Raw genomic sequence first — 25,898 nt, 5'->3', positions numbered from 1 at the left:
TTTCGAATGATAATAATTGGCGTTAGTAATCACATAAAAATGATGTCGCGCTTGTCGGCATGGAAACGGATTGCTGCCCGTCAGGGACTTTCATTGTTGTGGCCGAATTGAATCATTAAGGGGAAGACATTGAACCAGATGCGCGCTTTACTCGCATTGATGCCATGCGTGTTGATTTCTCAGGCTTATGCGCAGAATAACGCGTCTAAACAGAGTGATAACGGCGGCGATGAGATGGTGATTTCCGCCTCCCGCGCTAATATCCAGCAGAAGGCATCGCCGCAAGTGGTGACGGTGATCACCAAAGAGGAAATTGAGCAGCAGTTGCTGATTTCCGCCGATTCTTCCCAGTTGCTGAGTAATTTGCTGCCATCGTTTTCCCCCAGCCGCCAGAAAATGAGCGGCAGCGGTGAAACTTTCCGTGGTCGCGCCGCGTTGGTGATGATCGACGGCATTCCCCAATCGAACCCCTTGCGTCCGACGGGGCGGGAAATGCACACCATTGATTTTTCCATGGTGGAGCGTATTGAAGTGATTCATGGCGCCAACGCCACCAACGGATTGGGCGCCACTGGCGGCGTGATCAACATTATTACCCGCCGCCCTGAAAATGGCGCGTTCAATCAACATGTGAATGTTCAGACCACCATCCCCACCGAAAAGATCCGCGGTGAAACCGCCAGCTATAAAACTACGTATCGCGTCGATGGGCGGCAAGACTATCTCGATTATCTGTTCGCGGTAGGCTATGAAAATCAGGGATTGTATCTGGATGGAAAAAACCGGCCTGTGGGCGTAGACAATACGCAGGGCGATACCATGGATTCCCGTGCCTATGATGTGCTGGCGAAAGTAGGCTACTGGCTGGATGATTACCAACGCGTCCAGTTGAGCGTGAATCGTTATCATATCAAAGGCGAGAACAACTACCGCAGTGTGGATGGCGTGCGCAATCAAGGTATTCCCACCACCTCGGTGCGCGGCACGCCGGAAGGCATGGCGCCGCGCAATAGCGTGTGGTCGACCGGGCTGACCTATGAGCACCACGATCTGGCGGGAATGAAACTGTCGGCGCTGCTGTTCAGTCAGCAATATGAAGCGCTGTTTGGCGCGGATAATTCCAACACCTTTCAGGACGTCAATATCGCGCCGATCGGTTCGCTGTATGATCAGTCCAGAGCGGTATCCTCTAAATATGGCACCAAGCTGGCGCTGACCAAGGATGATTTGCTTGACGATCGTCTGAAAGTCACTATCGGTTTCGATACCCTGTTGGATAAAAGTAAACAGGACATGTATCTGACCGGGCGCACCTATGTGCCGGAAGTGGAGTACACCAACTATTCGCCGTTCATTCAGGGTGAATATCAACTGCTGGACGAGGTGGTGCTGCACGCGGGCGTGCGCCATGAGATTGCCAAACTGAACGTGGATTCTTACCAGACGCTGGCGGCAAGTACGACGGACAGCCCTAATAACAGCGCAATGGTAGACGGCGGCAGCCCGAAGTTTAATGAAACGCTGTACAACGTAGGTATCGTCTATTCACCACTGGATTCACTAAGCCTGTTCGCCAATTATTCTGAAGGTTTCGGCATGCCCGACGTTGGGCGGGCGCTGCGTTCCATCAGAACCGCCGGGCAGGACGTGGATAATTTCCGCAACCTGCAACCGATTGTCACGGACAATATTGAAGCGGGTTTCCGGTTCAATAAAAACAAGTTCGATTTTGAGATGAGCTATTACCAGTCCAACTCCAAGTTGGGTAGCCGGGTGGAAGCGAATGCTGATGGCCTGTTCATTGCCCAGCGTCAAAAAACCCGGATTCAGGGCGTTGAAGTCGCCGCAGGTTATCAGATTAACGATCGGCATAAAATCAAAGCGTCCTATGCTCACAGTGAGGGGAAATACGACAGCGATGACAACGGTAGTCTGGATGCAAAACTGGATGGTCTGAATGTGGCGCCGGATCGCTTGATTACCAGTTGGTCCGCCAACTGGAATGAGAAGTGGAGCTCGTTTGTGCAGGTGAACTACGCCTTCAACAAAAACTTCGATGGCGTCGATAAGGACTTTGACGGCTATACCTTGGTGGACGCCGCGGTTGGCTATAAGCTGCCTTACGGTAAGCTGAATGTGTCGGTGGCCAACCTGCTGAATGAAAACTATATCACTTACTATTCCCAAAGCGCGCTGGTTAACGACACCCGCAATTTCTCCGGGCGCGGACGCACGTTAACGCTGGGCTATTCGATTGATTTCTAAGTCTGATGGGTTTTGTTGCGCGTTAAGGTCAACAGTAGGGCGAAGGTTGTCGGTCGCCATGCTGTTATCGTTCCTGCTTTCGCCTGGCGCGTCGGCATCGGAAGCGCCGCGCCGCCTTCATCATGCGCTGGGCGTGACGGCGATTTCCGGCGCTCCGCTGCGGGTGGTTACGTTATTTCAGGGCGCGACGGATACGGCGGTGGCTCTCGGCGTCACGCCGGTGGGCGTGGTCGATTCCTGGACGGAAAAACCCACCTATAAATATTTGCGTCCCGCCTTGCAAGGCGTGGCGCATGTCGGGCTGGAGACGCAGCCCAGTCTGGAAGATATCGCGCTGCTCAAGCCGGATCTCATCGTGGCGTCAAAATTTCGCCATGAGAAGATCTACGGTTTGTTGTCGCAGATTGCGCCGACGGTGGCGCTGGACGAGGTGTTCGATTTTAAAAAAACGTTACAGGTCATGGGGATGGCGTTCAACCGTCAGGCGCGGGCCGAACAGTTGTTGCTGCATTGGCAACAGCGGATAACCACATTACAGCAGCGGCTGGCGGCCCGTTTTGGCGCAGACTGGCCGTTGACGGTTTCGGTGTTGGAATTCCGTGAAGATCATCTGCGCAGCTATCTGCCCGCCAGCTTTTCCGGCTCTGTACTGTCGGAAATGGGCTTCGTCTGGCCGCGCCGGGCAGCGGACCAACAAGGTGTAATGCAAAAACTGACGACCAGAGAAAGTATGCCGGTGGTGGATGCCGAAGTCTTTTTCATTTTCATGCGCTCGGAAAAACCGGCGGTAGCGAAAAATTATCAAACCTGGATCTCGCATCCGTTGTGGCGGCGAATGCAAGCCCCGCAGCAGCACCGCATCTATCTGGTGGATGGCGTGGCCTGGAATTTATCCGGCGGGATTTTGGGCGCCAATAAAATTCTGGATGATATCGCGCAGCAGTTCGTCGGAACCACGCCATGACGAAACCGTTTGTGCTGTTCTCAGGGGTGATCCTGCTGCTTATCGCTTGCGGCGCGAGTTTGATGTACGGACAGACGACCATTGCCTTATCGGTGGTATTCAAGGCGTTGTTTTACCCTGATCCGCAGCAAATCGATCACATTCTGGTGACCACCACCCGGCTGTCGCGCACCTGCATTGCGGTGGTGGTCGGCGCCAGTCTTGCCGTCGCGGGGGCGCTGATGCAAGCATTAACCCGCAATCCGCTGGCCTCGCCCGGCATCTTTGGCGTCAATGCCGGGGCGATGTTTTTTATTGTATTTCTTGCCGCGTGGCTGCCGCTTTCTTCCTCCTTATCGCTGACCTGGACGGCGTATGCGGGCGCGGCGGTCGCTGGTGGGTTGGTCTATTTTCTTGGTACGCTGGGCAACAGTCGGGCCAGCCAATTACGCATCGTGCTAGCGGGCGCGGCGATTACCGCGCTCTTCACCGCATTTACGCAGGCGACATTGGTGGTCAATCAGGATGGACTGGATAGTATGCTGTTCTGGCTGGCGGGTTCCGTCTCCGGGCGGAGTCTGGCGCTGTTGCTGCCCATGTTGCCCTGGTTTGCCGCGGCTATGTTGTTGAGTCTGCTGTTGGCGCGGCATATCAATATTCTGGTTGCGGGTGAGGATGTGGCTAAGGGGCTGGGTCAGCGAACCGGGATGATCCGCGCGCTGTTGGGGTTATGCGTCGTTGGTCTGGCGGGCGGCGCGGTGGCGATTGCCGGCAACATCGGTTTTATCGGTTTGATTGTTCCACATATGACGCGCCGTTTGCTTTCCACCGATCATCGTTGGCTGCTGCCAGGGTGTGCGGTGCTGGGGGCCACGTTGCTGGTGCTGTCGGATGTGGTGGCGCGGCTACTGATCCAACCGCAGGAAATACCGGTCGGCGCCATGACCGCTTTGCTCGGCGCGCCGTTCTTTATTTATCTCGCCAGAAAAGGAATGCGTCATGGATAACGGCTACCCGGTGCGTATCGGCGCTTTTTCACGCTTGCTGGATGTGCGGACTGTCGGCGTGGTCGTCGCGGTGCTCCTGCCGTTGTCTCTGCTGGTGATGCTGGCGTCGTTATCATTAGGGAAGGTGTTTGTCCCGCCGTTGTCGGTGATGCAGGCACTGGTCGGCGACGCGGATCGCGGCATCGGATTTATCGTTACCGAGTTGCGGTTGCCGCGTATTTTACTGGCGTGTCTGGTGGGCAGCGCGTTGGCGATCTCAGGGCTGATTTTACAAAGCATGGTGCGTAATCCGTTGGCATCGCCGGATATTCTGGGGATCACCAGCGGCGCTTGCGCGGCGGCGGTGTTCTTTCTCTCATTTCTGGCCGCCACCTTCAGCCAGCGCTGGCTGCCGCTGGCGGCCATCGGCGGCGCGGGGCTGACGGCAGGCGCGATCTATCTGTTGGCGTGGAAACAGGGCGCCTCGCCGCTCAGATTGGTGCTGGTGGGCGTGGGGTTGTCCGCGATAATGGGAGCGGCGACCACCATGCTGCTGGTCTTCAGCCCGCTAAGCACGACGTTATCGGCCTATGTCTGGCTGACCGGCAGCGTGTATGGCGCACAGTGGCGGGATGTAGGCGCGTTGGCCTGCTGGCTGGCGGTCATGATGCCTTTTCTGGTATTGCTGGCCCGGCACGTTAATGTTCATGAACTGGACGAGGGGCTGGCCGTTGGGATCGGGCTGCCGGTGGAACGGATTCGACTGGCGCTGTTGACCGTGAGCGTTGCGCTGGCTGGGGCGGCCATCGCTTATGTTGGTGGTATGGCGTTCGTCGGGTTGATTGCGCCGCATATTGCCAAAAGTATGGTTGGCCGCGCATTTCCTGGGCTGGCGATTGTCGCGGCGTTGTTGGGGGCGAATCTGGTGATGATTGCCGATCTGATGGCCCGAACGCTATTTTTGCCGCTGGATTTACCTGCCGGGATTTTTATTTCGGTACTGGGTACGCCGTTTTTTATCTACTTGCTGATACGGCAACGTCATTAAGAAGACTGAGTTATGTGTCCGACTGAACCTAATGCCTTACCCTGTCAGGCCCTGGAAAGCAGAGCGTTGACGCTAAGCTACGACCAGCAGATTATTATCGATGCGCTGGATATCGTCCTGCCTGCCAATCAGATCACGGTGCTGGTGGGAAGCAACGGCTGCGGCAAAAGTACGCTGCTGAAAGCGTTTGCCCGTCTGCTGAAACCGCAAAGCGGCGTGATTATTGTCAACGGTGAGGATATTCATAAAAAATCCACCGTTGCCGTGGCGCAAGACCTGGCGATCCTGCCGCAAACGCCGACGGCCCCGGAAGGTGTAACGGTGTATCAACTGGTAAAAATGGGCCGCTATCCGCATCAGTCATGGCTGAAACAATGGTCGGGCGAAGATGAATATCAGGTGGAGCAGGCACTGCTCAGCACCGGGGTGCTGGCATTGCGGGATCGCCGCGTGGATTCGCTCTCCGGCGGGCAGCGACAGCGGGTATGGATCGCCATGACGCTGGCGCAGGATACCGGTATTCTATTGCTGGACGAACCGACCACCTATCTGGATTTGGCGCATCAAATAGAGGTGCTGGACTTGCTGCGTGAACTTAATGCGCGCCAGCAAAAAACCATTGTGATGGTGTTGCACGATCTGAATCTGGCTTGTCGTTACGCCCACCATATGATCGCGGTGCATAACCGGACGGTGTACGCGCAAGGCAAACCCGGCGATATTCTCAGCGAAGCCACGGTAAAAGCGGTATTCAACCTGAATTGCCGGATGATTACCGATCCGTTTTTCGGCACGCCGCTGTGTATCCCTTTTGGGCGAGAAGCCAACCACACCGATAGGGCGACGGATGACGCATCATCAATTTAACGCACGGCAATTTGATGCCAACCAATTTGATGCCAACCAATGGGCGATGCTGTCCGGCACGCTGCAACTGACGGCGGCCGCGCAGCGAGATAAGCGCGAGGCCTGCGACAGTACGGCGCTGCTTGATCCTGACTACTGCCGCTGGTTGCTGGATCGGCTTACACCGAAACTGTTGTCGCCTTCAAGAAAGATTACGGCGTCGCTGCTAAGCAAACGAATCGCCTTTTTGACCACGGCTTCCAGCCTGTACGCGATGTCGGTGTACAACAAAGGGCTGAATATGTCGCTGGAAAACTGCGTGTTGGAATATGGACACCAACAACAATGGACCTCAACCATGCCGCTCTACGATCTCAACGTTTCCCAGCCGACGGCAGGGCAGCGTGAGGCGTGGCGTCAGCGCCAGTTGGAAACCCTATTTGGCCGACACCTCGCTCCACTGTGGCAGGTGCTGTCAAAGGTATCAGGCGTGCCGTTGCGCATACTGTGGGAAAACACCGCGGTGCGCATCTTTTCACTTTACGAGCGTCGAATGCAGTGCGACGATCCGGCGGCGGTATGTCTGCCCGGACTGACCGTGGCGCAGCGAATTCAGCAGGATTTTACTGACCTGATCGATGCGCCCGGCGAAATTTTCGGCGCGGACGACAATCCGCTCAAGCCTTTTTATCGGCCTAAAACGCGGGTGCCGGTGGCGGCTCCATCGGCGGACGGCATGCGTTTCCGGGAGGTTCGGTTTCGCCGTACCTGCTGTTTCTACTATAAGGCTTCGCAACCGCCGGCGTATTGCTCCACCTGCCCGTTGTCGCGTCCCGGCAAAAATAAGCGCAAGGCGGAAGAATGAGGCAAAAGAATAAAGTGCTGTACGACAGATAAATATCCCTTAACGTCCAGAATCTCTGCTACAATCGCCGACAGTTATGCACCGTAGTTGTGCCCGTTCATCGTGGTTGTTGCTTATGTCGTTATTGTTGAGTTAATGGTGACCCGGCAAACCCGTCTTATCATCCCTCTGAAAACTACACCGGTCGTTATCCGGTCAGGGCGGATCTGGAGTTGTTCTTTACTATGTCATTTGATTCTCTCGGCCTGAGCGCCGACATCCTGCGCGCTGTTGCAGAACAGGGCTATCGTGAACCTACGCCTGTCCAACGTCAGGCGATCCCGGTTGTATTGGCTGGTCGTGATTTAATGGCCAGCGCGCAAACCGGTACGGGCAAAACGGCGGGTTTCACCTTGCCGTTGCTGCAATTGTTGAGCAGCAACGCGCCTCAAGCGAAAGGCCGCCGTCCGGTGCGGGCGTTGATCCTCACTCCAACCCGCGAACTGGCGGCGCAGATTGATGAAAATGTGCGTGCCTACAGCAAATATCTGCGTTTACGTTCGCTGGTGGTATTCGGCGGCGTCAGCATCAACCCGCAGATGATGAAACTGCGTGGCGGCGTGGATATTCTGGTGGCGACGCCGGGACGTTTGCTCGATCTGGAGCATCAGAACGCGGTTGATCTGTCTCAGATTGAGATTCTGGTGCTGGATGAAGCGGACCGCATGCTTGATATGGGCTTCATTCATGATATCCGCCGCGTGTTGGCCAAGCTGCCGGCGAAACGTCAGAACCTGTTGTTTTCCGCCACTTTCTCCGATGAGATTAAAACGCTGGCGAGCAAATTGCTGACCAATCCGGCATCGGTCGAAGTGGTGCGCCGCAACACTCCGTCGGAACTGGTGACGCAACATGTACATTTTGTGGATAAGCGCCGCAAGCGCGAACTGCTGTCTCAACTGATTGGCGAGAACAACTGGCAGCAAGTGCTGGTGTTTACCCGCACCAAGCATGGCGCCAACCATCTGGCCGAACTGCTGGAAAAGGACGGGATTACGGCGGCGGCGATCCACGGCAATAAAAGTCAGGGCGCGCGTACCCGGGCGCTGGCGAACTTTAAAGACGGCACGATCCGCGTGCTGGTGGCGACCGATATCGCCGCCCGTGGTCTGGATATCGATCAACTGCCGCATGTGGTCAACTATGAGTTGCCGAACGTGCCGGAAGATTATGTTCACCGCATCGGTCGTACCGGTCGGGCGGAATCGACGGGCGAAGCGCTGTCGCTGGTGTGTGTTGACGAACATAAACTGTTGCGTGATATAGAGCGTCTGTTGAACCGTGAGATTCCGCGTATTGCGGTGCCAGGCTATGAACCTGATCCGTCGATCAAGGCTGAGCCGATTATCAACGGTCGGCAGGGCAATCGCGGCGGCGGTCGTTCCGGCGCGCCGCGCGGTCAATCCGATCGCAAGCCCGCCGATGGCGTTCGCCAGCCGCGTAGAGCCTCAACTAATGGCGGCGACGGACAACGCCATTCGCCGCGTCCGCAAAATCGCGGCAAGCCCGCCGCACGCTAAGCGATTTTTATCGCATTCAGTTCATAAATTGATTTAAGCAAGGGAGCCAACGGCTCCCTTGCTTATTTACGCCGATCCCGTCTTATGGTTGACAAGACCTATTTTACCGTCTGTTGGTTGACGTATTTTTATCCTGCGACAACACTTATTTCAGGCTGTTATTTCAAGGCAGACTATGAATCCATTATTTTACTGATTGGCGGGAGTCATTAAGATGAGTGGTAAATACGAGATTTACACTGGAAAAAATAATCAGTTCTATTTTCGTCTTAAAGCTGGAAATGGCGAGGTGATCCTGGCCAGTGAAGGTTATACCAGCAAAGCAAATTGTGAAAACGGCATTGAATCGGTAAGAAAAAATTCACCGGATGATCAGCGATATGAACGTCTTACCGCGCAAGACGGTTCACCTTATTTTAATCTTAAAGCGGCTAATCATCAGGTGATTGGCCGGAGTGAGACTTACAGTTCCTCGCAGGCGCGTGAAAACGGCATTGCGTCAGTGAAAAAAAACGGTCCGCATTCAATAGTTTTCGATATCACTGAATAATCCGCGAGGTAATCGCTTTTCAGGCAGGCATCGCCTGCCCGTTATTTGCATTGCATTCCTTATCATAATGATTAGTTTTCCCATTGCGTTGCGCTCATGATGAACAGTACCATGACGTGCTTTTTTCAACTGAGTGGCGTTATGCGTGTTCTGCTTGCCCCGATGGAAGGCGTTCTCGATGCGTTGGTGCGGGAACTGCTGACGGAAGTTAACGATTATGATCTGTGCATCACCGAGTTCTTGCGGGTGGTGGATCAGCGTCTGCCGATTAAATCGTTTTATCGCCTGTGTCCTGAACTGCGTTATGGCAGCCGCACGCCATCAGGGACGCGGGTGCGTGTCCAATTGCTGGGGCAACATCCGCAATGGCTGGCTGAGAATGCGGCGCGTGCCGTGGAGTTGGGCTCTTATGGCGTTGATCTGAATTGTGGTTGTCCTTCCAAACTGGTAAACGGCAGCGGCGGCGGCGCGACGTTGCTAAAAGATCCTGAATTGATCTATCAGGGCGCCAAAGCCATGCGCGAAGCGGTGCCCGCATCGCTGCCGGTAACGGTGAAAGTGCGTTTGGGCTGGGACTCCGGCGAGCGTCGCTTTGAGATTGCGGATGCGGTGCAGCAGGCTGGCGCGAGCGAGTTGGTGGTGCACGGACGCACGAAAGAAGATGGCTACCAAGCTGAGCGCATCAACTGGCAGGCGATTGGCGAAATCCGCAAGCGTCTGAGCATTCCGGTGATCGCCAACGGCGAGATTTGGGACTGGCAAAGCGCCCAGGATTGTCTGACGGTAACGGGTTGTGATGCCGTCATGATTGGCCGGGGCGCGCTGAATGTCCCGAATCTGAGCCGGGTGATTAAGTATAATGAACCTCGTATGCCGTGGAACGAAGTCATGGCGTTGTTGCGCAACTATGTGCGTCTGGAAAAGCAGGGCGATACCGGGATGTACCATGTGGCGCGCATCAAGCAGTGGCTGGGCTATCTACGCAAAGAGTATGCCGAGGCGACGGCATTGTTTAGTGAGGTCCGGGCGCTGAAAACCTCGGCGGCGATCGCCCGTGTGATCGACTCGCCTTCCTGTGGCCGGGTGCGTATTATTTCTTCTGCCAGGTAAATATTATCGCGGTTGCTCAAGGTTTCTGGCGCTAAACCGCCATCACTGACAAAGAAGAGAGGGAAAACATGGAGAATGAAGCCATTGCCCGTCAACATTACACCCAGATCAGACAGCGGATTGCGCCGGCTACGCCGGTGACATTGTTATGTATTGGCGAGCAGCAAACCGTCGTGATTTGCGGTAACGAGGCGCAGCCCGTTGACGTGCTGGCATTGAACATCGGGTTTGTTAAAACGGGCGAAACGTTTTTTAAGCATCTCCCGCCAACGCCGGATGAAATGGAACTGGCCATCATGACCGTGGAAGATGAGGTGATGAGTATTCGCCACCATCTTCTGGCTGATTCATTACTGTTCTCCGTCGATCCTGACGATGCCGGGATTGCCAGAATTTCAGGTGCCAAGGAAGAGGATGACGGCTGGCGGCTTTCTCAGGATGAGATAGAAAGAACGTTTAAACGTCTTGAACGAGTGATGTTTGGCAGCCCCGCCTCATGGGAAGAGATTCCACTGGAACGTTCCTTTGCCGCCCGGTTGCTTATTCTGCGTGAGTTTGTCCATCATCATGGCTTTGAAATGGTGACTATTACGCCTTATCCATGATCAATGGCGTAAAGCACTAGCGCTTTTGGCAGCCTTGACTACTATTAACGGCCAGTAACCTATAAAACGACACAGCCATTTTCTGTCCGGGATGATGTTTGGGAGCGATAACGGGTTATTGCCAAAAGTGTATTGGGTGAACGTCAGGATTCAATGTGCAGATAAGGCGTGTTGATGTCGGTAATGGGCGTTTAAGCGTATTGGCGGGCAGTCCATTAAAGGAGAGACAACATGGTTGAACATTTTACAGGGAAATATGAAGTTGAATTGAAATTCCGTATTCAGGATATAGTGGCTTTTCGGGATACACTTTTTAGTCATCATCCAGAAGCATTTGTTTTTGAAAACAAAGAGCACGATATTTATTACGATGATGCACAGCATCGCTTGCAGCGGCAAAATATCAGGATGTTATTACGACGTATGGAGCCGTCGGGCATCAAGTTATGGATTGTCAAAGGCCCTGCTTTGGAGCGTTGCGAAGCCGTCAATATCGAGTCGTTCGAGAAAGCGGACAGCATGTTGAATACACTGGGTTATCAGCCGCTTTACCAAATCAATAAAACACGCAGCATCTATTTTATGAATATTTTCCATATTACGTTGGATTATATCGAGTCGCTCGGTTACTTTGTCGAAATATCAGTGATGACGGATGATGAGACCGAGTTGGCGGCATTGCGGGACAAATGTATCGAATGTGCGTTACGGTTGGGTTTATCAATAGATAATATTGAAAATCGTTCTTATCGGGAATTACTGGGTTTTTAATCGAAAGTTCTATCAGATCGATGATTCTATCAGATCGATAGTTCTATCAGAGCGCCTCGATATGACCAAAGTCGTCATACTTCGCGTTGCACGTGCGTTGGTTTTCTGCAACTCAAATTATTTATCATATAATGTCTCTTTTATGTTGTTATTTTGTTAAATAAAACGTGAATTATTGATATTGCACTTATGAATTCTATTAGTGTAATTCCGTAAATTGACGGAAGGATGTTTTATAGGGAAATACGCATCCTTCCGATTCTTGTCTTAATATTTTCCTCCTTTTTCGTACTGCCGTTACGCGGATTACTACTCTGTTTTCTGCCCGCATGTTATTTACGCTGCTGAAAACGCTTGCCATAAATTTATAAATATATGATCAAGTTAAAATTTTTATAAATAAATCAGAGTAGGATTATTTCTGACATTGTTTTGTTAGTGGTTGCAGATCTTTTATTTTCATCTGTATCAATCCAGTGCCAGGTAAAACCTGATTCTACTAATCATGGTTAGTGTTTGGGATTTCATTGTAATGGGTGTGCTTTTGCCAGTAATAAATGTGTCATAACGAAGCCATTTCAATTAATTGAATTCCTGGTTGAAAATAACAAAATATAGGTTCATATAACATGAAGAAGAAAGTTCTATTATTGAGTGCGTTGGCTTTTGCCTTTTCCACCGCTGTTCATAGTGAAATGACGGATATTGTGATTATCGGCGCGGGCGGCGCGGGGATGTCGGCGGCCATTGAAGCGCATAATCAAGGGGCAAACGTCATTTTGCTGGAAAAAATGCCGTTTGCCGGTGGGAATACCGCCCGTGCGGAAGCAGGACTTAACGCGGCGGGAACGGATCTGCAAAAAGCCAGCGGCATTACGGACAGCCCGGAAATGTTCTATGAGGACACCATGAAAGGCGGGCGCAACATCAATAACCCGGAAGTGGTGAAAACCCTCACCGAACATGCCAAAGATTCCGTGGTCTTCCTGAAAGAGAATGGCGCTGATTTGGCGGATCTGACCAGAACCGGCGGATCGCGCGTGGATCGTACCCACCGCCCCGCGGGGGGTGTGGCGGCTGGCAGTTTCATCGCTACGGCGCTGATCAAAAAGGTTAAGGCGCTGGATATCGATCTGCGCACCAATACCTCGGCGACCGACATCCTGAAAAATGACAAAGGAGAAGTGACGGGCGTTAAGGCGATGGGGAAAGACGGTAAAACATTCACTATCGATGCCAAAAAAGTCATGATCACCAGCGGCGGCTTTGGCGCCAATTTCGACATGATCAAACAGTACGATCCCAAGCTGGTCGGTTTCAAAACCACTAACGCACCGGGTTCGCTGGGCGAAGGGATAAAAATGGCGACCAAAATGAACGCCAAACTGGTGGACATGGAATATATTCAGATTCACCCGTCGACGGTGCCGGGTAAAGGCATTTTGATTACGGAAGCGGTGCGGGGCGACGGCGCGATCATGATCAATGAAAGCGGCAAGCGTTTCATCAACGAACTGCTGACGCGTGATGTGGTATCACAAAGTATTCTGAAACAACCGGGCGCGCATGCTTATCTGATTTTCAACGATGAACTGGTGAACCAGAATCAGGCCACGAAATCCTACTTCAAGCAAAAACTGGTTGCGCAAGGCGATACGCCGGAAGCTCTGGCCAAAGCGATTAACGTGGACGGCAAACAACTGACTAAAACGATCAACACCTATAGCGCGGCGGTTAAAGCGAAAAAAGACAGTGAATTTGATCGCGACAGTATGAAGCTTGCGCTGGACAGTGGTAAATATTATGCCATCGAAATCACGCCGGGGATTCATCACACGATGGGCGGCATTGCCATCAACAACAAAGCACAAGTGCTGGATGTGAATGGCAACGTTATTCCCAACTTGTTTGCAGCGGGTGAAGCGGCTGGAGGCGTTCACGGCGCCAATCGTCTGGGCGGCAACTCTCTGGCGGATATCGTTACTTATGGCCGAATTGGGGCTACCGAAGCGGTCAAAGAAATCAAAGCAGGTCAATAACGTTATGCCAATAGATTTTGGTTGCGGAGGAGCTACGCTGAGGCAGATCAAACATGTGGCTCCATTATTTATCATCAACGCTGACAACAGGGGGAGTAATGGCATTTATTTATATGAAAATTATGAAAAAACTGACTCCGGCTATTTTGGCCGCTTTGACGCTTTCGTTCTCGTTGGCCGCATATAGCAGCGACGCCGCTCAATATAAAGATGGCGTCTATACGGGCAAGGGGCAGGGGAAAGAGGGGGAAATCGAGGTCAGCGTCAGTATTAGTGACGGGAAAATCGCCAACGCCGAAGTGGTGCAGCACGAAGATACCGAAGCGCTGATGATGGGGGTGGTGGATAACGTGGTGCCTGAACTGCTTGAAACGCAGGATATCGATAAGGTCGATGCCGTGACGGGCGCGACCATGTCGAGCCAGGGAGTCATTGACGCGATCAGGCAAGCACTGGAACAAGCGAAGAAATAATGTTTGTTTTATCGCTCCGGCCTGCATTGAAGAGATGGCTGGAGCGATTCGCAGAAGTTCGTATTTCACAGCTTACGCATCAGAAAATCATTGATGGCCGTCATATAGGCGGCGCGTTGCTCCACATGAGGCATGTGGCTGACGTGTTCAAAAATGATCCATTCCACATCATGAATATGCTCTGTAAAAGGTTCGACAACTTCCGGCGCCGTTTCATCGTAACGCCCGGAAAAATGTGGCGCTGGATCGATCCACTCGCGATGACCACTTGCTGATCAACCATGCGCGCAGCGCGCTGGCGAAAAAAGAAGTCCGGCAGGCATGAGGGTATTTTCCTGATTGTGCGGTGTTTTTCGTCGTGGCTATACTCTCTGGCATCCGTGCAATGGGACGCTTGGCGATCATGGAAAATCTGCTGACGATTATTCGTCATACGCCTTATTGGGTGTGGCTATAATTGGCTTATCTGATTTGGGGTTGTTAAACTTTGTCACAAAGCTTTCGGGATTACGCGAGTGCGCGGTAAATAGCGGTAAATTATAATACGACGGTCAATCTCTTTTTTATTTAACAGATTACTGTTTAAGCTACTGAATAATGAATGAAAAATTTAAAATCTCCTGGTTGGGCCTACTGCTGCTGTCAACCCATGTCCTGGTTGTGCCTGCGGTTATGGCGAAAGAACCCGCCAGATCCGCGGCTAGCGCCCATCAGGAGATTGCTTCTGGCAGTGCGATGGTGGTGGATTTACGCGATAATCATATCCTGTATTCGACGAATCCTGATGTGGTGGTGCCGATCGCCTCGGTCACCAAACTGATGACGGCGATGGTGGTGCTGGATGCGAACCAGCCATTGGATGAAGTGATCGCCATTGATATCAGCCAGACCAAAGAAATGGCGGGCGTTTATTCGCGGGTGCGCCTGAACAGTAAAATCAGTCGTCGCGACATGTTGTTGCTGGCGCTGATGTCGTCGGAAAACCGTGCCGCCGCCAGCCTTGCACACCATTATCCCGGTGGCTATCAGGCCTTTATCCATGCCATGAATGCCAAAGCCCGCTCGCTGGGAATGAAGCATACGCGTTATGTGGAACCGACCGGATTATCGATTGGCAACGTATCGACCGCCCGCGATCTCACCAAACTGTTGATTGCCAGCAAGCAGTATCCGTTGCTTAGCCAACTGAGTACCACGCAGCAGAAAACGGCGATCTTTTCCAATCCCGCCTATAGTCTGCCGTTCAAAAATACTAACCATCTGGTTTATAAGCCGGACTGGAATATTCAGTTAACCAAAACCGGGTTTACCAATCAGGCCGGTCATTGTCTGGTTATGCTGACGGTAATCAACCAGCGTCCGGTCGCGTTAGTGGTGCTGGATGCTTTTGGCAAATACACGCATTTTGCGGATGCCAACCGCCTGCGTAAGTGGCTGGAAAGCGGAAAAATTACCGCGGTTCCCGCCGCGGCTCTGAGCTATAAGAAGCAGAAAGATCTGGCGTCACGACAGCCGCAAAGTATGGCGAGTGTCGAGATGGAATAATGCGTGGGGATACGCGCCAGCACGCGGCTGGATCACGGCTTGCCCTGGTTTTAGGCGGTTGCCCGTAAGTCTTCAATGACTTCTCCGGCGCTCGCAACGTCCTCTTCGTGTGAGGTTTCACGCCAGGTTTCCGCCAGTGCGTCTTCCAGCCAGCGCTGCATCGCGGGTTGCGACAGCATGTGTTCACAATAGGCGCTGACGGGTGGCGAAACAGGCAACTGGTAAGTTCTGATACGGAAGACCACCGGCGCAAAGAACGCATCCGCCGCCGAAAATTGCCTGCCTGATAGAAACGGGCCGCCAAAACGGGTTAAACCTTCCTGCCATAACGTATCAATACGCTGAATTTCATGTTGTAAAGCGGGAGCAATGACTTTCATTTTAACCTTCACGCCACAACTCATGGCGCAGCCATTACGCAGTGCCGTAAAGCCAGAGTGCATTTCCGCCGCAGCGCAGCGCGCCCAGGCGCGGGCGGTTTTATCCGCAGGCCAGACTTGAGGATAGGCTTCCGCCACATATTCGGTGATCGCCAGTGAATCCCAGACAGTTATATCGCCATCGATCAGACAAGGAACTTTGGCGGAGGGTGAAAAATCCTTGAATGCCGCTTGTGTCGTGCCGGGGCCAAAAGCCACTTTCCTCTCTTCAAAGGGAATCGACAGGGTTTTTAACAGCAACCATGGACGCAGTGACCAGGACGAGTAGTTTTTATTGGCAATATACAATCGGTACATGATGCTTGCTCCTTATGTTAACGATTTACCTCGCATGGCGGCGCTTATCTACCGTTGCGTATAACGAGAAGGATTTTTATTCTGCATAACATATCGCATTATTCTTTCAGTTTTTATTAAATGAAACGTAAATAAATACACTATGATTACGCGCGACGCATTAAGTACATTAGCGGTGTTCACTTTGCCGGATTTTACGGCGCAGTGGCTGACTTATCTTCAACCTGTCTTGCGCCTCAGTGACGTTGCCTGACGCCGGGAATGATTAGGTTTGTATAAAGAATGAAATGGCTTACTTCTCTGACTATTGCAATTGGACTTGCCTATACCCCGGCTTTCGCCCAGGAAACACTGCCTGTACCGGTCTCGGTTACACCGTCACATCAACAACGCGATGCCTTTGTCTCTGATTTAATGGAGAAAATGACGCTGAATGAAAAAATCGGTCAGCTAAGGCTGATCAGCGTCGGGGCGGATAATCCCAAGGAAGCGATTCGTGAGATGATCAGGAACGGTCAGGTGGGCGCGATCTTTAATACGGTAACCCGCCATGATATTCGCGCGATGCAGGATCAGGTGATGCAACTCAGCCGCCTGAAAATTCCCTTGTTCTTCGCCTATGACGTGATGCATGGTCAGAGAACCATCTTCCCGATCGCGCTGGGCCTGGCTTCCAGTTGGGATATGGCGGCGATTGCCAGGAGTGCGCGAGTGTCGGCTTATGAAGCCACGGAGGACGGGCTGAATATGACCTGGGCGCCGATGGTGGATATTACCCGCGATCCTCGCTGGGGTCGGGTGTCTGAAGGTTTCGGCGAGGATACCTGGCTGACCAGCAAAATCGCGGGTGTGGTGGTCAACGCGTTTCAGGGAGATGACGTCACCGCCCGTCATTCACTGATGACCAGCGTCAAACACTACGCGCTTTATGGCGCGGTTGAAGGTGGCCGTGATTACAATACCGTGGACATGAGCCCGCAGCGTATGTTTCAGGATTATCTGCCGTCTTATAAAGCCGCTATTGATGCTGGCAGCGGCGGGGTGATGGTAGCGCTGAACTCCATCAACGGTACGCCCGCAACCGCCAATGGTTGGCTGTTGAAAGAGATTCTGCGCGATCAGTGGCATTTCAAAGGCATCACCATTACCGATCACGGCGCAATCAAGGAACTGATTAAACACGGTGTGGCGGCTGATCCGCGTGATGCCTCGCGTCTGGCGCTGAAGTCCGGCATCGGTATGAGCATGAGCGATGAATATTTCATGCGCTACCTGCCGGAACTGGTGAAAAGCGGTGCGGTGACCGAGCAGGAGATCGACGATGCCTGCCGTCAGGTGCTTAATGTGAAGTACGACATGGGATTGTTTGCCGATCCTTACCGTCATTTGGGTCCAGTTGGCTCCGATCCGGCGGATACCAATGCGGAGAGCCGTCTGCATCGGCTGGATGCACGCGAGGTAGCGCGTAAAAGTCTGGTGCTGCTGAAAAATCGGCTGCAAACGTTGCCGTTGAAGAAGCAAGGCGTCATTGCCGTGGTCGGGCCGCTGGCCGACAGCCAGCGCGATACCATGGGCAGTTGGTCTGCCGCGGGCGTAACCAGACAAACCATCACCGTCTATCAGGGGATCAAAAACGCGGTTGGCGACAACGCCACCATTCTGTATGCCAAAGGCGCCAACGTCACCAACCATCAGGGCATCATCGATTTCCTGAATCAATACGAAGACGCGGTACAGATTGATAAGCGCCCCGCGCAGGTATTGATCGACGAGGCGGTGCAGGCGGCGAAGCAAGCCGATGTCGTGGTTGCGGTGGTTGGGGAAGCGGCGGGTATGGCGCATGAAGCCTCAAGCCGTTCCAATATTGATTTGCCGCAAAGTCAGCGTGACCTGATTACGGCATTGAAAGCAACGGGCAAGCCGCTGGTTCTGGTGCTGATGAATGGTCGTCCGCTGGCATTGGCGCGGGAAAGCCAACAGGCGGATGCGCTGCTGGAAACCTGGTTCAGCGGTACGGAAGGAGGCAATGCGATCGCGGATGTACTGTTTGGCGATTACAACCCCTCCGGTAAACTGCCGATGTCCTTCCCGCGTTCTGTTGGACAGATCCCGATTTATTATAACCATTTGCCGTCTGGCCGCCCTTACACGCCGGAAAATCCCGGCAAGTATACCTCTCACTACTACGATGAAGCCAATGGGCCGCTCTATCCCTTTGGCTATGGATTGAGCTACACCACGTTCAGCGTTTCGGATGTGCGGCTGTCGAGTCAGACCATGAAACGTGACGGTGTAGTGACGGCCAGCGTCACGGTAAAAAATACCGGCGATCGGGCAGGGGAAACCGTGGTGCAGATGTATCTGCATGATGTGGTGGCATCGATCAGTCGTCCGGTGAAAGAGTTGCGCGGCTTCCAGAAAATCATGTTGCAGCCAGGCGAGTCGCGTATTGTCAGTTTCCCGATCGATCAGACCGCGCTGACCTTCTACAATGCCAATATGCGGCAGGTGGTTGAACCGGGCAAATTCGATGTGTTTATCGGCCTCGATTCGCAACGCGTGAAGCGCCAGAGTTTCACGCTATTGTAATCAATGCCTCGTTACCGCCGGTATTTACCGGCGGTACGGTGTGTCTTTGACGATCATGCAGTGAAGGGAGAGTCGTATGGCGTTGACGGAAGTAATTCTAGTTGATGAAGCCGATCAGCCAACGGGCGTGATGGAAAAGCAGGAAGCGCATGAGAAAGGGTTATTACATCGCGCCATCACCGTTTATGTGTTCAATTCCCGCCAGCAATTATTGCTCCAGCAGCGGGCGATCGATAAATATCATAGCGGCGGTTTATGGAGTAATACCTGTTGCAGCCATCCCGCACCGGGAGAAAAAGCTTCGCAGGCCGCGCATCGTCGGCTGTATCAGGAAATGGGACTGCGTTGCCCGCTAATCCCCATGTTTACGCTGACCTATCGATTAGCGCTGGAAAATGGGCTTACCGAGCATGAGATCGGACATGTCTATTTTGGCGTCACAGACGATATTCCTCAGGTTAGCCCTGAAGAGGTAGCGGATTATCGATATCTGTCGCTGGAACAGATCACGCACGACATGGAAACGTCGCCGGAGCGCTTCACCGCCTGGTTTCGACTGACCTTTTCACGTATACCCGCCTACTGGAAGCAATTTCAGTTTGAGCACGCCGGTCGGCAATGAATATGGGTATGGCGATGAGTGTCGCCGAACCCTCGTCAACCGCCGTGAACGATAATGATGTAACCCACCAGCATTACGCCGCCGACCCCGCCGATGGCGCACAGGGCGAACAGCCCGATAATCCCCAGTTTGCGTAAACTCATTAGGTTATCCTTTTATTGACCGTTGTGAATTATAAAGCCTTCGGCGGGTGAAACAAGGCGTGAACGTCATTCAGCGATGTACCATCATTGCATGATATCGGCTGACGTCCTTACCCGACTGTGGGACAATACCGGCCAGATTCAATAATCACAGAGAATGCATGGCGCTGTCCCCCGCAATAAAATTGCAGATTGGTCAATGGTATAAGGCCCTGCAACAACAGATCCCGGACTTTATTCCCCGTCTCCCCCAGCGCCGGATGATTGCAGAAGTGGCGAAAACGCTGGCGGGGGATTATCCGCGTCATTTGGTTATTGAAGCCCCTACCGGGGTGGGAAAGACACTGTCCTATTTGATCCCCGGCATTGCCGTAGGGCGTGCAGAGGAAAGAACGTTGGTGGTCAGTACCGCGAATGTGGCGCTACAGGATCAGATTTTCAGCAAGGATCTGCCCTTATTGCAGAAATGTATCCCCGAACTGAAATTTACCGCGGCCTTTGGCCGGGGACGTTATGTGTGTCCGCGCAATCTGGCTATGTTGGCAACCGATGTCGATGCGCAAGGCGATTTAACGCTGTTTCTGGATGATGAACGGGTGCCTTCCAGTCGTGAGGAACAAGGGCAGTGCGCGCGAATTGAGAAAGCGCTGCAAAATTATGTCTGGGACGGCCTGCGCGATCATTATCAGGAGTCGATCGACGACAGCCTGTGGCGCAAGCTGAGTACTGATAAAGCGAACTGTCTCGCGCACAACTGTCATTATTTCCGGGAATGTCCGTTTTTCATCGCCCGACGGGAGATTGAGCAGGCGGATGTGGTGGTGACCAATCACGCGTTGGTGATGGCGGCGATGGAAAGTGAATCGGTCCTGCCCAATCCGAAAGAACTGTTGCTGGTGTTGGATGAAGGTCATCACATTCCTGATGTTGCCCGCGATACGCTGGAGATGTCCGGTGACGTCACGCCTGCCTTTATCACCTCACAACTGGAACAACTGGTGCAGTTGATCGGGTTGTGTATGTCGCAGTTCGCGCCAAAGTCGCCGCCGCGTCTGGCGCACAACGAAAGACTGACCAGCCATTGCGAAGAATTGCGCGAGCAGGTCCAGATGTTTGCGCACGTAAGCGGATTATTTTTGCCGGACGACGGCAGTGAAGCTGACTATCGTTTCCCGATGGGACAAATGCCGGAGGAAATGCGTGGGATCTGTGGCCGCTTGTTCAAGCTGACCGACACGCTGCGCGCCCTGACGGAATTCATGCTCAATGATCTCAGTGAGAAAACCGGCAAACACGATGTGGCGCGCTTGCGTCATTCACAACTGAAAATGAGCCGGATGCTTGGTTATCTGGAGTCGCTGAGCAAACTGTGGCGGCTGGCGGCGATGGAAAAAAATTCTAATGCGCCGATTTCCAAATGGCTTACTCGCCACATTCGCGACAAACAGGTGCAGTTGCATCTGCACTGCGCCGGTATCCGGGTGTGCGATCAATTGGAGAAATTGCTGTGGGACAAGGTGCCGCATGTGGTGGTCACGTCGGCGACCCTGCGTTCGTTGAACAGTTTCGCCCGGATACAGGAACTCTCAGGTCTGAGTGAGCGTGACGGCGACCATTTTATTACCCTGGATTCCCCGTTTAATCACCGTGAGCAAGGGCGTCTGGTGATCCCCAAAATGCGTTACGAACCGCTAATAAAAAATGAAGCGCAGCATATTGCTGAAATGGCGATGTTTTTCCGGGCTGAACTGAAAAAGGAGACGCATCGCGGCATGCTGATGCTGTTCGCCAGTCAGCGCGCCATGCAGCTTTTTTTGACGCAGGTGACGGATTTGCGATTGATGCTGTTGGTTCAGGGCGATAAACCGCGTTACCGGCTGGTGGAACTACATCGACAGCGCGTCGAAGCGGGGCAGACCAGCGTATTGATTGGTTTGCAGTCATTTGCCGAGGGGCTGGATCTGAAAGGTGAACTGTTGTCTCAGGTGCATATCCATAAAATTGCCTTTCCGCCCATCGACAGCCCGGTGATTCTTACGGAAGGCGAATGGCTCAAAAGCCTGAAACGTCACCCGTTTGTGGTGCAAAGCTTGCCCAGCGCGTCGTTCAGTCTGATACAGCAGGTGGGACGTTTAATCCGCAGCCATGCATGCTTTGGTGAAATAGTCATTTATGATCGCCGCTTGCTCAGTAAAGGCTATGGCGCTCAATTGCTTGCCGCTTTACCGGTTTTTCCCATCGAAGAGCGGGAATTGCCTTAAGAAACGATACCTTAAGAAACCATATTGAAAAGCGCAATAAAAGGTGTATTGAATGTGAAATATTGAACTTTGATCTGCATCTATATTTTTCTATTTTGATTTGTTAAATTGTCATAATTGTTTTAAGCAAGTTTATGGTACGTAATTAAAACGTGTCGCTGGTTTTTATTTTATCTGCAACGCCATCGTTCCTGATTAATAAAAATATTTGGAAATAGCGGCCTAATTAATTGGATTTAATTTAATTGCTATAAAATTACCTGAATAATTTTATTTCTTGTAATGATATTATTTCAATGCCAGGCAAGGGATTTTAGGATTCTGATCATTCCGGTCAGACTTAAGGAGAAGAAAACATGCATTCGCGAAATAATAATTCACCCATTTCAGTATTGGGTGCAAACAGTTCAGAATATAGTGAAATCAATGATTTTCTTTATTATTCTGAGCGTGGCGGCGGGCTGACGCTCAACGGAAAACCATCGTATACCAACGCTGATGCCGCAAAGGAAATTTCCCGCGATAATATTACCTGGAATGGCGCTGACGTATTGGGCCAATCAGCGGATCTCACTTATTCCTTTCTGCAAAGCGTCAGGTCTATTCCTTCGGGTGATCAGGGCTTTGTGAAATTCAACCCTGTTCAAATGGAGCAAGCCAGGTTAGCGCTGCAATCCTGGTCGGATTTGGCGAATATAACTTTTACGGAAGTTTACGACAATCAGAACGCAACGCTCACTTTCGGTAATTTCACCAGAGATGCCAACGGCAATCTTAACTTCGATGTTCAGGCTTACAGCTTTTTGCCTGGCAATTACCCCGCGGCAGGCAGTTCCTGGTATAACTATAATATCAATAATATTCGTCAACCTGACACCATGGAGTATGGTCGTCATACATTGACGCATGAAATTGGTCATACATTGGGATTGAATCATCCTGGTGCTTATAACGGTAGCGTAGGCAATCCCAGCTATCGTGATGTCACCTACGCTGAGGATACCTTGCAGTTCAGCACGATGAGTTATTGGAGCGAGCAAAATACCGGCGCGGATTTTAACGGCCATTATCCGGCGGCCCCGATGATTGACGATATTGCCGCTATCCAGCGTCTCTATGGCGCCAACATGTCCACCCGCACCGGCGATACGGTTTATGGATTCAATTCCAATACTGACCGCGATTTTTATACCGCCACTGACAGCAGCCAGACGTTAATTTTCTCCGTCTGGGATGCGGGCGGTAATGATACCTTTGATTTCTCCCGTTACGCTGATGATCAGCGCATTAATTTGAATGAAAAAGGTTTTTCGGATGTCGGCGGTTTAAGGGGAAATGTTTCGATTGCCGCTGGCGTCACTATTGAGCAGGCGATTGGTGGTTTCGGTAACGATATTATTGTCGGTAATGACGTCGATAATATTCTGCAAGGCGGATTTGGCGATGATGTTCTGTCCGGTGGTCGCGGCGCAGATGTCCTCACCGGCGGAATAGGCGCTGATACCTTTGTTTATGCCGGCGTCAGCGATTCAATGGCTTCCTCGTATGACCTGATCACCGATTTTGAACGCGGCATCGATAAGATTGATCTGTCCGCGTTTAATGGCGAAGGCGATTTGCGCTTTGTTGAAGACAGTTTCACTGGTGTGGGTAACGAAGCACTGCTGAACTGGGATGCCGACAATAATATCAGTTCGTTGTGGCTGCATCTGGAAGGCCAGACATCGCCGGATTTTATGGTGCAGATTGTGGGCCAACCGACGGTGGCGGCAGATTTTATTGTTTAATCAGTAGGGACGGGGAAACCCGTCCTTTTTTATATCTGGAGCCACCATGAAAAGCGTTATCATCGCGGCGCTCATCAGTGTAATAACCGGAGTAGGTATGGCGAGTATTATAAGATTACCCTCGGCGGAAGAATTAAGCGGTTCCTGGCGCTTGAGCGGTACGGATCTGCATTGCGACCTTGTTCTGCATACCACCCCGCTGACAGAAAACACCTGGCGGCTGACAGGGGATGTCCGTTGCTTGCAAGCGCTGTTGGCTGGCGTGCCTGTTGGCTGGCGGCCAACGCCGGATGGGATCACGTTGACGCGGGAACAGGGCCGAACCGTGGCCTTTTTCAGCAGAATCGGGGATCGTTATGAATACCGTCTGCCTGACGGCGGCTTGCGCGTCATGCACAAACAGCCCTGACTGAAGAGGTAAATGCAGTGAGTCCACACACTGACAGGGAACGTTCGTTGTTGATGATACTGCGCCCCTTCCGGCGCAGTTTCTGGAGCATTGGCATTTTTAGCGCCATCATCAATTTGCTGATGCTGTCTCCCTCTATTTATATGCTTCAGGTCTACGACCGCGTACTGGCTTCCAGCAACACCACCACATTACTGATGTTGACGCTGCTGATTGCCGGTCTGTGTGTGTTTATGGCGGGGCTGGAGTGGGTCAGAAGTCTGATAGTAATACGGCTGGGCACCCGGCTTGATTTACTGATGAATCAATCGGTATTCAACGCCGCGTTCGCTCGCAATCTGGATGTCGGCGACGCACGGGCCGGTCAAGCGCTTAACGATCTAACGTTACTGCGCCAGTTCATTACCGGCAACTCACTGTTTGCTTTCTTTGATATTCCCTGGTTTCCCTTGTTTCTGCTGGTGCTTTTTCTTCTGCATCCCTGGCTTGGCTTACTGGCGTTGGCGGGAACAGCCGTACTGGTGCTGTTGGCCTGGATGAATCAATCTGTTACATCAACGCCGCTCAGGGAGGCCAATCGGGAAGCGCTACAGGCGACACATCTGGCCGATACCCAGTTACGTCACGCCGATGTCATTGAGGCGATGGGGATGTTGTCTAACCTGCGTCGCCGTTGGTTGGGTCAGCACTATCGGTTCATCACGCTACAGAATCTTGCCAGCGAGCGGGCCTCAATGGTGGGCGCCGCTTCGAAATACTGCCGTATCTTTTTACAGTCGTTGATGCTGGGCGTGGGGGCGCTGCTGTCTATTCAGGGGGTGATCACGCCGGGTATGATGATTGCCGGTTCGATCCTGGTCGGACGGGTACTCAGTCCGATAGACCAATTGATCGCTATCTGGAAACCCTTGTGTGACGCGCGGCAGGCATGGTTGCGGCTAAACCGGATGATGACGGTATATCCGCCTAAAACCGCGACTATGGCTTTACCGCCGCCGATCGGTCAACTCAGCGCGGTTAACCTTTCTCTTCGATCGCCGCAAGGCCCCGCCAGATTGCAAGGGATTCGCTTTTCGTTGATGGCGGGAGAAACGCTGGCGGTCTTAGGCGCATCCGGGTCGGGTAAGTCAACGTTGGCGCGTTTGCTGGTGGCGGTGCAGTTACCATCGCAAGGTCAGGTCAGGCTGGATGGCGTCGATCTGAGTCAGGTGGACAAAACCGCATTTGGTCCGGCGATCGGCTATCTTCCGCAGGATGTTCAACTGTTTCAGGGCGCGATAGCGGAAAATATTGCCCGTTTTGGTGAAGTTGATGCCGACAAGGTTATCGCCGCCGCGCGGTTGGCGGGGGTTCATGAGATGATCCTTGCCCAACCACAAGGATACGATACTCCTCTGGGCGCTGACGGCAATGGTCTGTCAGGCGGACAGCGGCAGCGTATAGCATTGGCTCGCGCAGTCTATGGCAACCCTTGCCTACTGGTTCTGGATGAACCGAATGCCAGTCTTGATAATGAAGGCGAACAAGCGCTGGCACAGGCTATCACGCATCTGCAACAGCGCGGCGCCACGATCGTACTGATTACGCATCGTCCGGCGCTGACGGCGTTGGCGCATAAAACTTTGATCATCAGTCAGGGCAGGCAGCAGTGTTTTGGTCCGACCAAACAGATCCTCACCGAGTTGCAACATCATCGCGCAGTCAGCCAGTCACCTATGACGGCCTCTGTCGCCGCGCCACATTAA

At 52.6% G+C, this 25,898-nt stretch carries 22 protein-coding genes; 20 read left to right on the top strand and 2 right to left on the bottom strand.

Features of this window, described 5'->3' with window-relative positions:
• Positions 1 to 138: 138 nt before the first annotated feature.
• The 14 genes from NC856_RS02905 (at position 139) to pbpG (ending at position 15,605) form a co-directional block, all read left to right on the top strand.
• Positions 139 to 2,265 carry a TonB-dependent receptor gene (locus tag NC856_RS02905; protein ID WP_264088950.1) on the top strand — a complete coding sequence of 709 codons (2,127 nt, stop codon included), beginning with the start codon at positions 139 to 141 and terminating at the stop codon, positions 2,263 to 2,265.
• Positions 2,255 to 3,229: an ABC transporter substrate-binding protein gene (locus NC856_RS02900; RefSeq protein WP_404802302.1), complete on the top strand. Its 975-nt coding sequence runs from the start codon at positions 2,255 to 2,257 to the stop codon at positions 3,227 to 3,229. Before NC856_RS02905 ends, NC856_RS02900 begins: the two co-directional genes overlap by 11 nt.
• Positions 3,226 to 4,215 (top strand): FecCD family ABC transporter permease, encoded by a 990-nt coding sequence (locus tag NC856_RS02895; protein WP_264088948.1) that lies wholly within the window; start codon positions 3,226 to 3,228, stop codon positions 4,213 to 4,215. The genes NC856_RS02900 and NC856_RS02895 overlap by 4 nt, the downstream gene beginning before the upstream one ends.
• Complete coding sequence (locus tag NC856_RS02890) at positions 4,208 to 5,242, top strand: FecCD family ABC transporter permease (RefSeq protein ID WP_264088947.1); 1,035 nt, start codon at positions 4,208 to 4,210, stop codon at positions 5,240 to 5,242. The genes NC856_RS02895 and NC856_RS02890 overlap by 8 nt, the downstream gene beginning before the upstream one ends.
• A 12-nt stretch (positions 5,243 to 5,254) precedes the next feature.
• A complete protein-coding gene (locus NC856_RS02885; RefSeq protein ID WP_264088946.1) occupies positions 5,255 to 6,109 on the top strand; it encodes an ABC transporter ATP-binding protein in 855 nt (284 codons plus the stop codon).
• Complete coding sequence (locus NC856_RS02880; RefSeq protein ID WP_264088945.1) at positions 6,090 to 6,953, top strand: IucA/IucC family C-terminal-domain containing protein; 864 nt, start codon at positions 6,090 to 6,092, stop codon at positions 6,951 to 6,953. The genes NC856_RS02885 and NC856_RS02880 overlap by 20 nt, the downstream gene beginning before the upstream one ends.
• A 224-nt stretch (positions 6,954 to 7,177) precedes the next feature.
• Positions 7,178 to 8,512, top strand: coding sequence for an ATP-dependent RNA helicase RhlE (gene rhlE, locus NC856_RS02875; RefSeq protein WP_264088944.1), 1,335 nt, complete (start codon positions 7,178 to 7,180; stop codon positions 8,510 to 8,512).
• Between the two features lie 214 nt (positions 8,513 to 8,726).
• Positions 8,727 to 9,062, top strand: a complete 336-nt coding sequence (locus tag NC856_RS02870; RefSeq protein WP_264088943.1) for a YegP family protein — start codon at positions 8,727 to 8,729, stop codon at positions 9,060 to 9,062.
• Positions 9,063 to 9,203: 141 nt separating this feature from the next.
• On the top strand, positions 9,204 to 10,172 hold the full coding sequence (gene dusC, locus NC856_RS02865) for a tRNA dihydrouridine(16) synthase DusC (protein ID WP_264089349.1): 969 nt from the start codon (positions 9,204 to 9,206) through the stop codon (positions 10,170 to 10,172).
• A gap of 68 nt (positions 10,173 to 10,240) precedes the next feature.
• Positions 10,241 to 10,777, top strand: a complete 537-nt coding sequence (locus NC856_RS02860; RefSeq protein WP_264088942.1) for a hypothetical protein — start codon at positions 10,241 to 10,243, stop codon at positions 10,775 to 10,777.
• Positions 10,778 to 11,008: 231 nt separating this feature from the next.
• Complete coding sequence (cyaB, locus tag NC856_RS02855) at positions 11,009 to 11,548, top strand: class IV adenylate cyclase (protein WP_264088941.1); 540 nt, start codon at positions 11,009 to 11,011, stop codon at positions 11,546 to 11,548.
• 629 nt (positions 11,549 to 12,177) lie between these two features.
• Positions 12,178 to 13,587, top strand: a complete 1,410-nt coding sequence (locus NC856_RS02850; RefSeq protein WP_264088940.1) for a flavocytochrome c — start codon at positions 12,178 to 12,180, stop codon at positions 13,585 to 13,587.
• Between the two features lie 122 nt (positions 13,588 to 13,709).
• Positions 13,710 to 14,060 carry an FMN-binding protein gene (locus NC856_RS02845; RefSeq protein WP_264088939.1) on the top strand — a complete coding sequence of 117 codons (351 nt, stop codon included), beginning with the start codon at positions 13,710 to 13,712 and terminating at the stop codon, positions 14,058 to 14,060.
• Positions 14,061 to 14,657: 597 nt separating this feature from the next.
• Positions 14,658 to 15,605 carry a D-alanyl-D-alanine endopeptidase gene (pbpG, locus tag NC856_RS02840; RefSeq protein WP_264088938.1) on the top strand — a complete coding sequence of 316 codons (948 nt, stop codon included), beginning with the start codon at positions 14,658 to 14,660 and terminating at the stop codon, positions 15,603 to 15,605.
• A gap of 50 nt (positions 15,606 to 15,655) precedes the next feature.
• Here the strand turns inward: pbpG and NC856_RS02835 are convergent, their stop codons facing one another.
• Complete coding sequence (locus NC856_RS02835) at positions 15,656 to 16,342, bottom strand: glutathione S-transferase family protein (RefSeq protein WP_264088937.1); 687 nt, start codon at positions 16,340 to 16,342, stop codon at positions 15,656 to 15,658.
• A gap of 282 nt (positions 16,343 to 16,624) precedes the next feature.
• Here NC856_RS02835 and bglX point away from each other — a divergent pair, with 282 nt between their 5' ends.
• Both bglX and idi read left to right on the top strand, forming a co-directional pair.
• Complete coding sequence (bglX, locus tag NC856_RS02830) at positions 16,625 to 18,931, top strand: beta-glucosidase BglX (RefSeq protein WP_264088935.1); 2,307 nt, start codon at positions 16,625 to 16,627, stop codon at positions 18,929 to 18,931.
• Between the two features lie 76 nt (positions 18,932 to 19,007).
• On the top strand, positions 19,008 to 19,553 hold the full coding sequence (gene idi, locus NC856_RS02825) for an isopentenyl-diphosphate Delta-isomerase (RefSeq protein WP_264088932.1): 546 nt from the start codon (positions 19,008 to 19,010) through the stop codon (positions 19,551 to 19,553).
• A 35-nt stretch (positions 19,554 to 19,588) separates the two neighbouring features.
• Here the strand turns inward: idi and NC856_RS02820 are convergent, their stop codons facing one another.
• Entirely contained in the window at positions 19,589 to 19,696 is a 108-nt protein-coding gene (locus tag NC856_RS02820; RefSeq protein WP_264088930.1) for a hypothetical protein, read from the bottom strand.
• A gap of 161 nt (positions 19,697 to 19,857) precedes the next feature.
• Here NC856_RS02820 and dinG point away from each other — a divergent pair, with 161 nt between their 5' ends.
• The 4 genes from dinG to NC856_RS02800 all read left to right on the top strand — a co-directional run bounded on the left by dinG (position 19,858) and on the right by NC856_RS02800 (position 25,898).
• Positions 19,858 to 21,957 (top strand): ATP-dependent DNA helicase DinG, encoded by a 2,100-nt coding sequence (dinG, locus tag NC856_RS02815; protein ID WP_264088929.1) that lies wholly within the window; start codon positions 19,858 to 19,860, stop codon positions 21,955 to 21,957.
• Positions 21,958 to 22,313: 356 nt separating this feature from the next.
• Positions 22,314 to 23,744, top strand: coding sequence for a serralysin family metalloprotease (locus NC856_RS02810; protein ID WP_264088927.1), 1,431 nt, complete (start codon positions 22,314 to 22,316; stop codon positions 23,742 to 23,744).
• A gap of 46 nt (positions 23,745 to 23,790) precedes the next feature.
• Positions 23,791 to 24,153: a protease inhibitor Inh/omp19 family protein gene (locus NC856_RS02805; protein WP_264088925.1), complete on the top strand. Its 363-nt coding sequence runs from the start codon at positions 23,791 to 23,793 to the stop codon at positions 24,151 to 24,153.
• A 53-nt stretch (positions 24,154 to 24,206) separates the two neighbouring features.
• A complete protein-coding gene (locus tag NC856_RS02800; RefSeq protein ID WP_404802303.1) occupies positions 24,207 to 25,898 on the top strand; it encodes a type I secretion system permease/ATPase in 1,692 nt (563 codons plus the stop codon).

It is taken from the genome of Brenneria izbisi (assembly GCF_025840185.1).
GTDB classification, from domain to species: domain Bacteria; phylum Pseudomonadota; class Gammaproteobacteria; order Enterobacterales; family Enterobacteriaceae; genus Brenneria; species Brenneria izbisi.
Note: the sequence above shows the minus strand (reverse complement) of the source record. Positions and strands in the feature narration are given on the sequence as shown.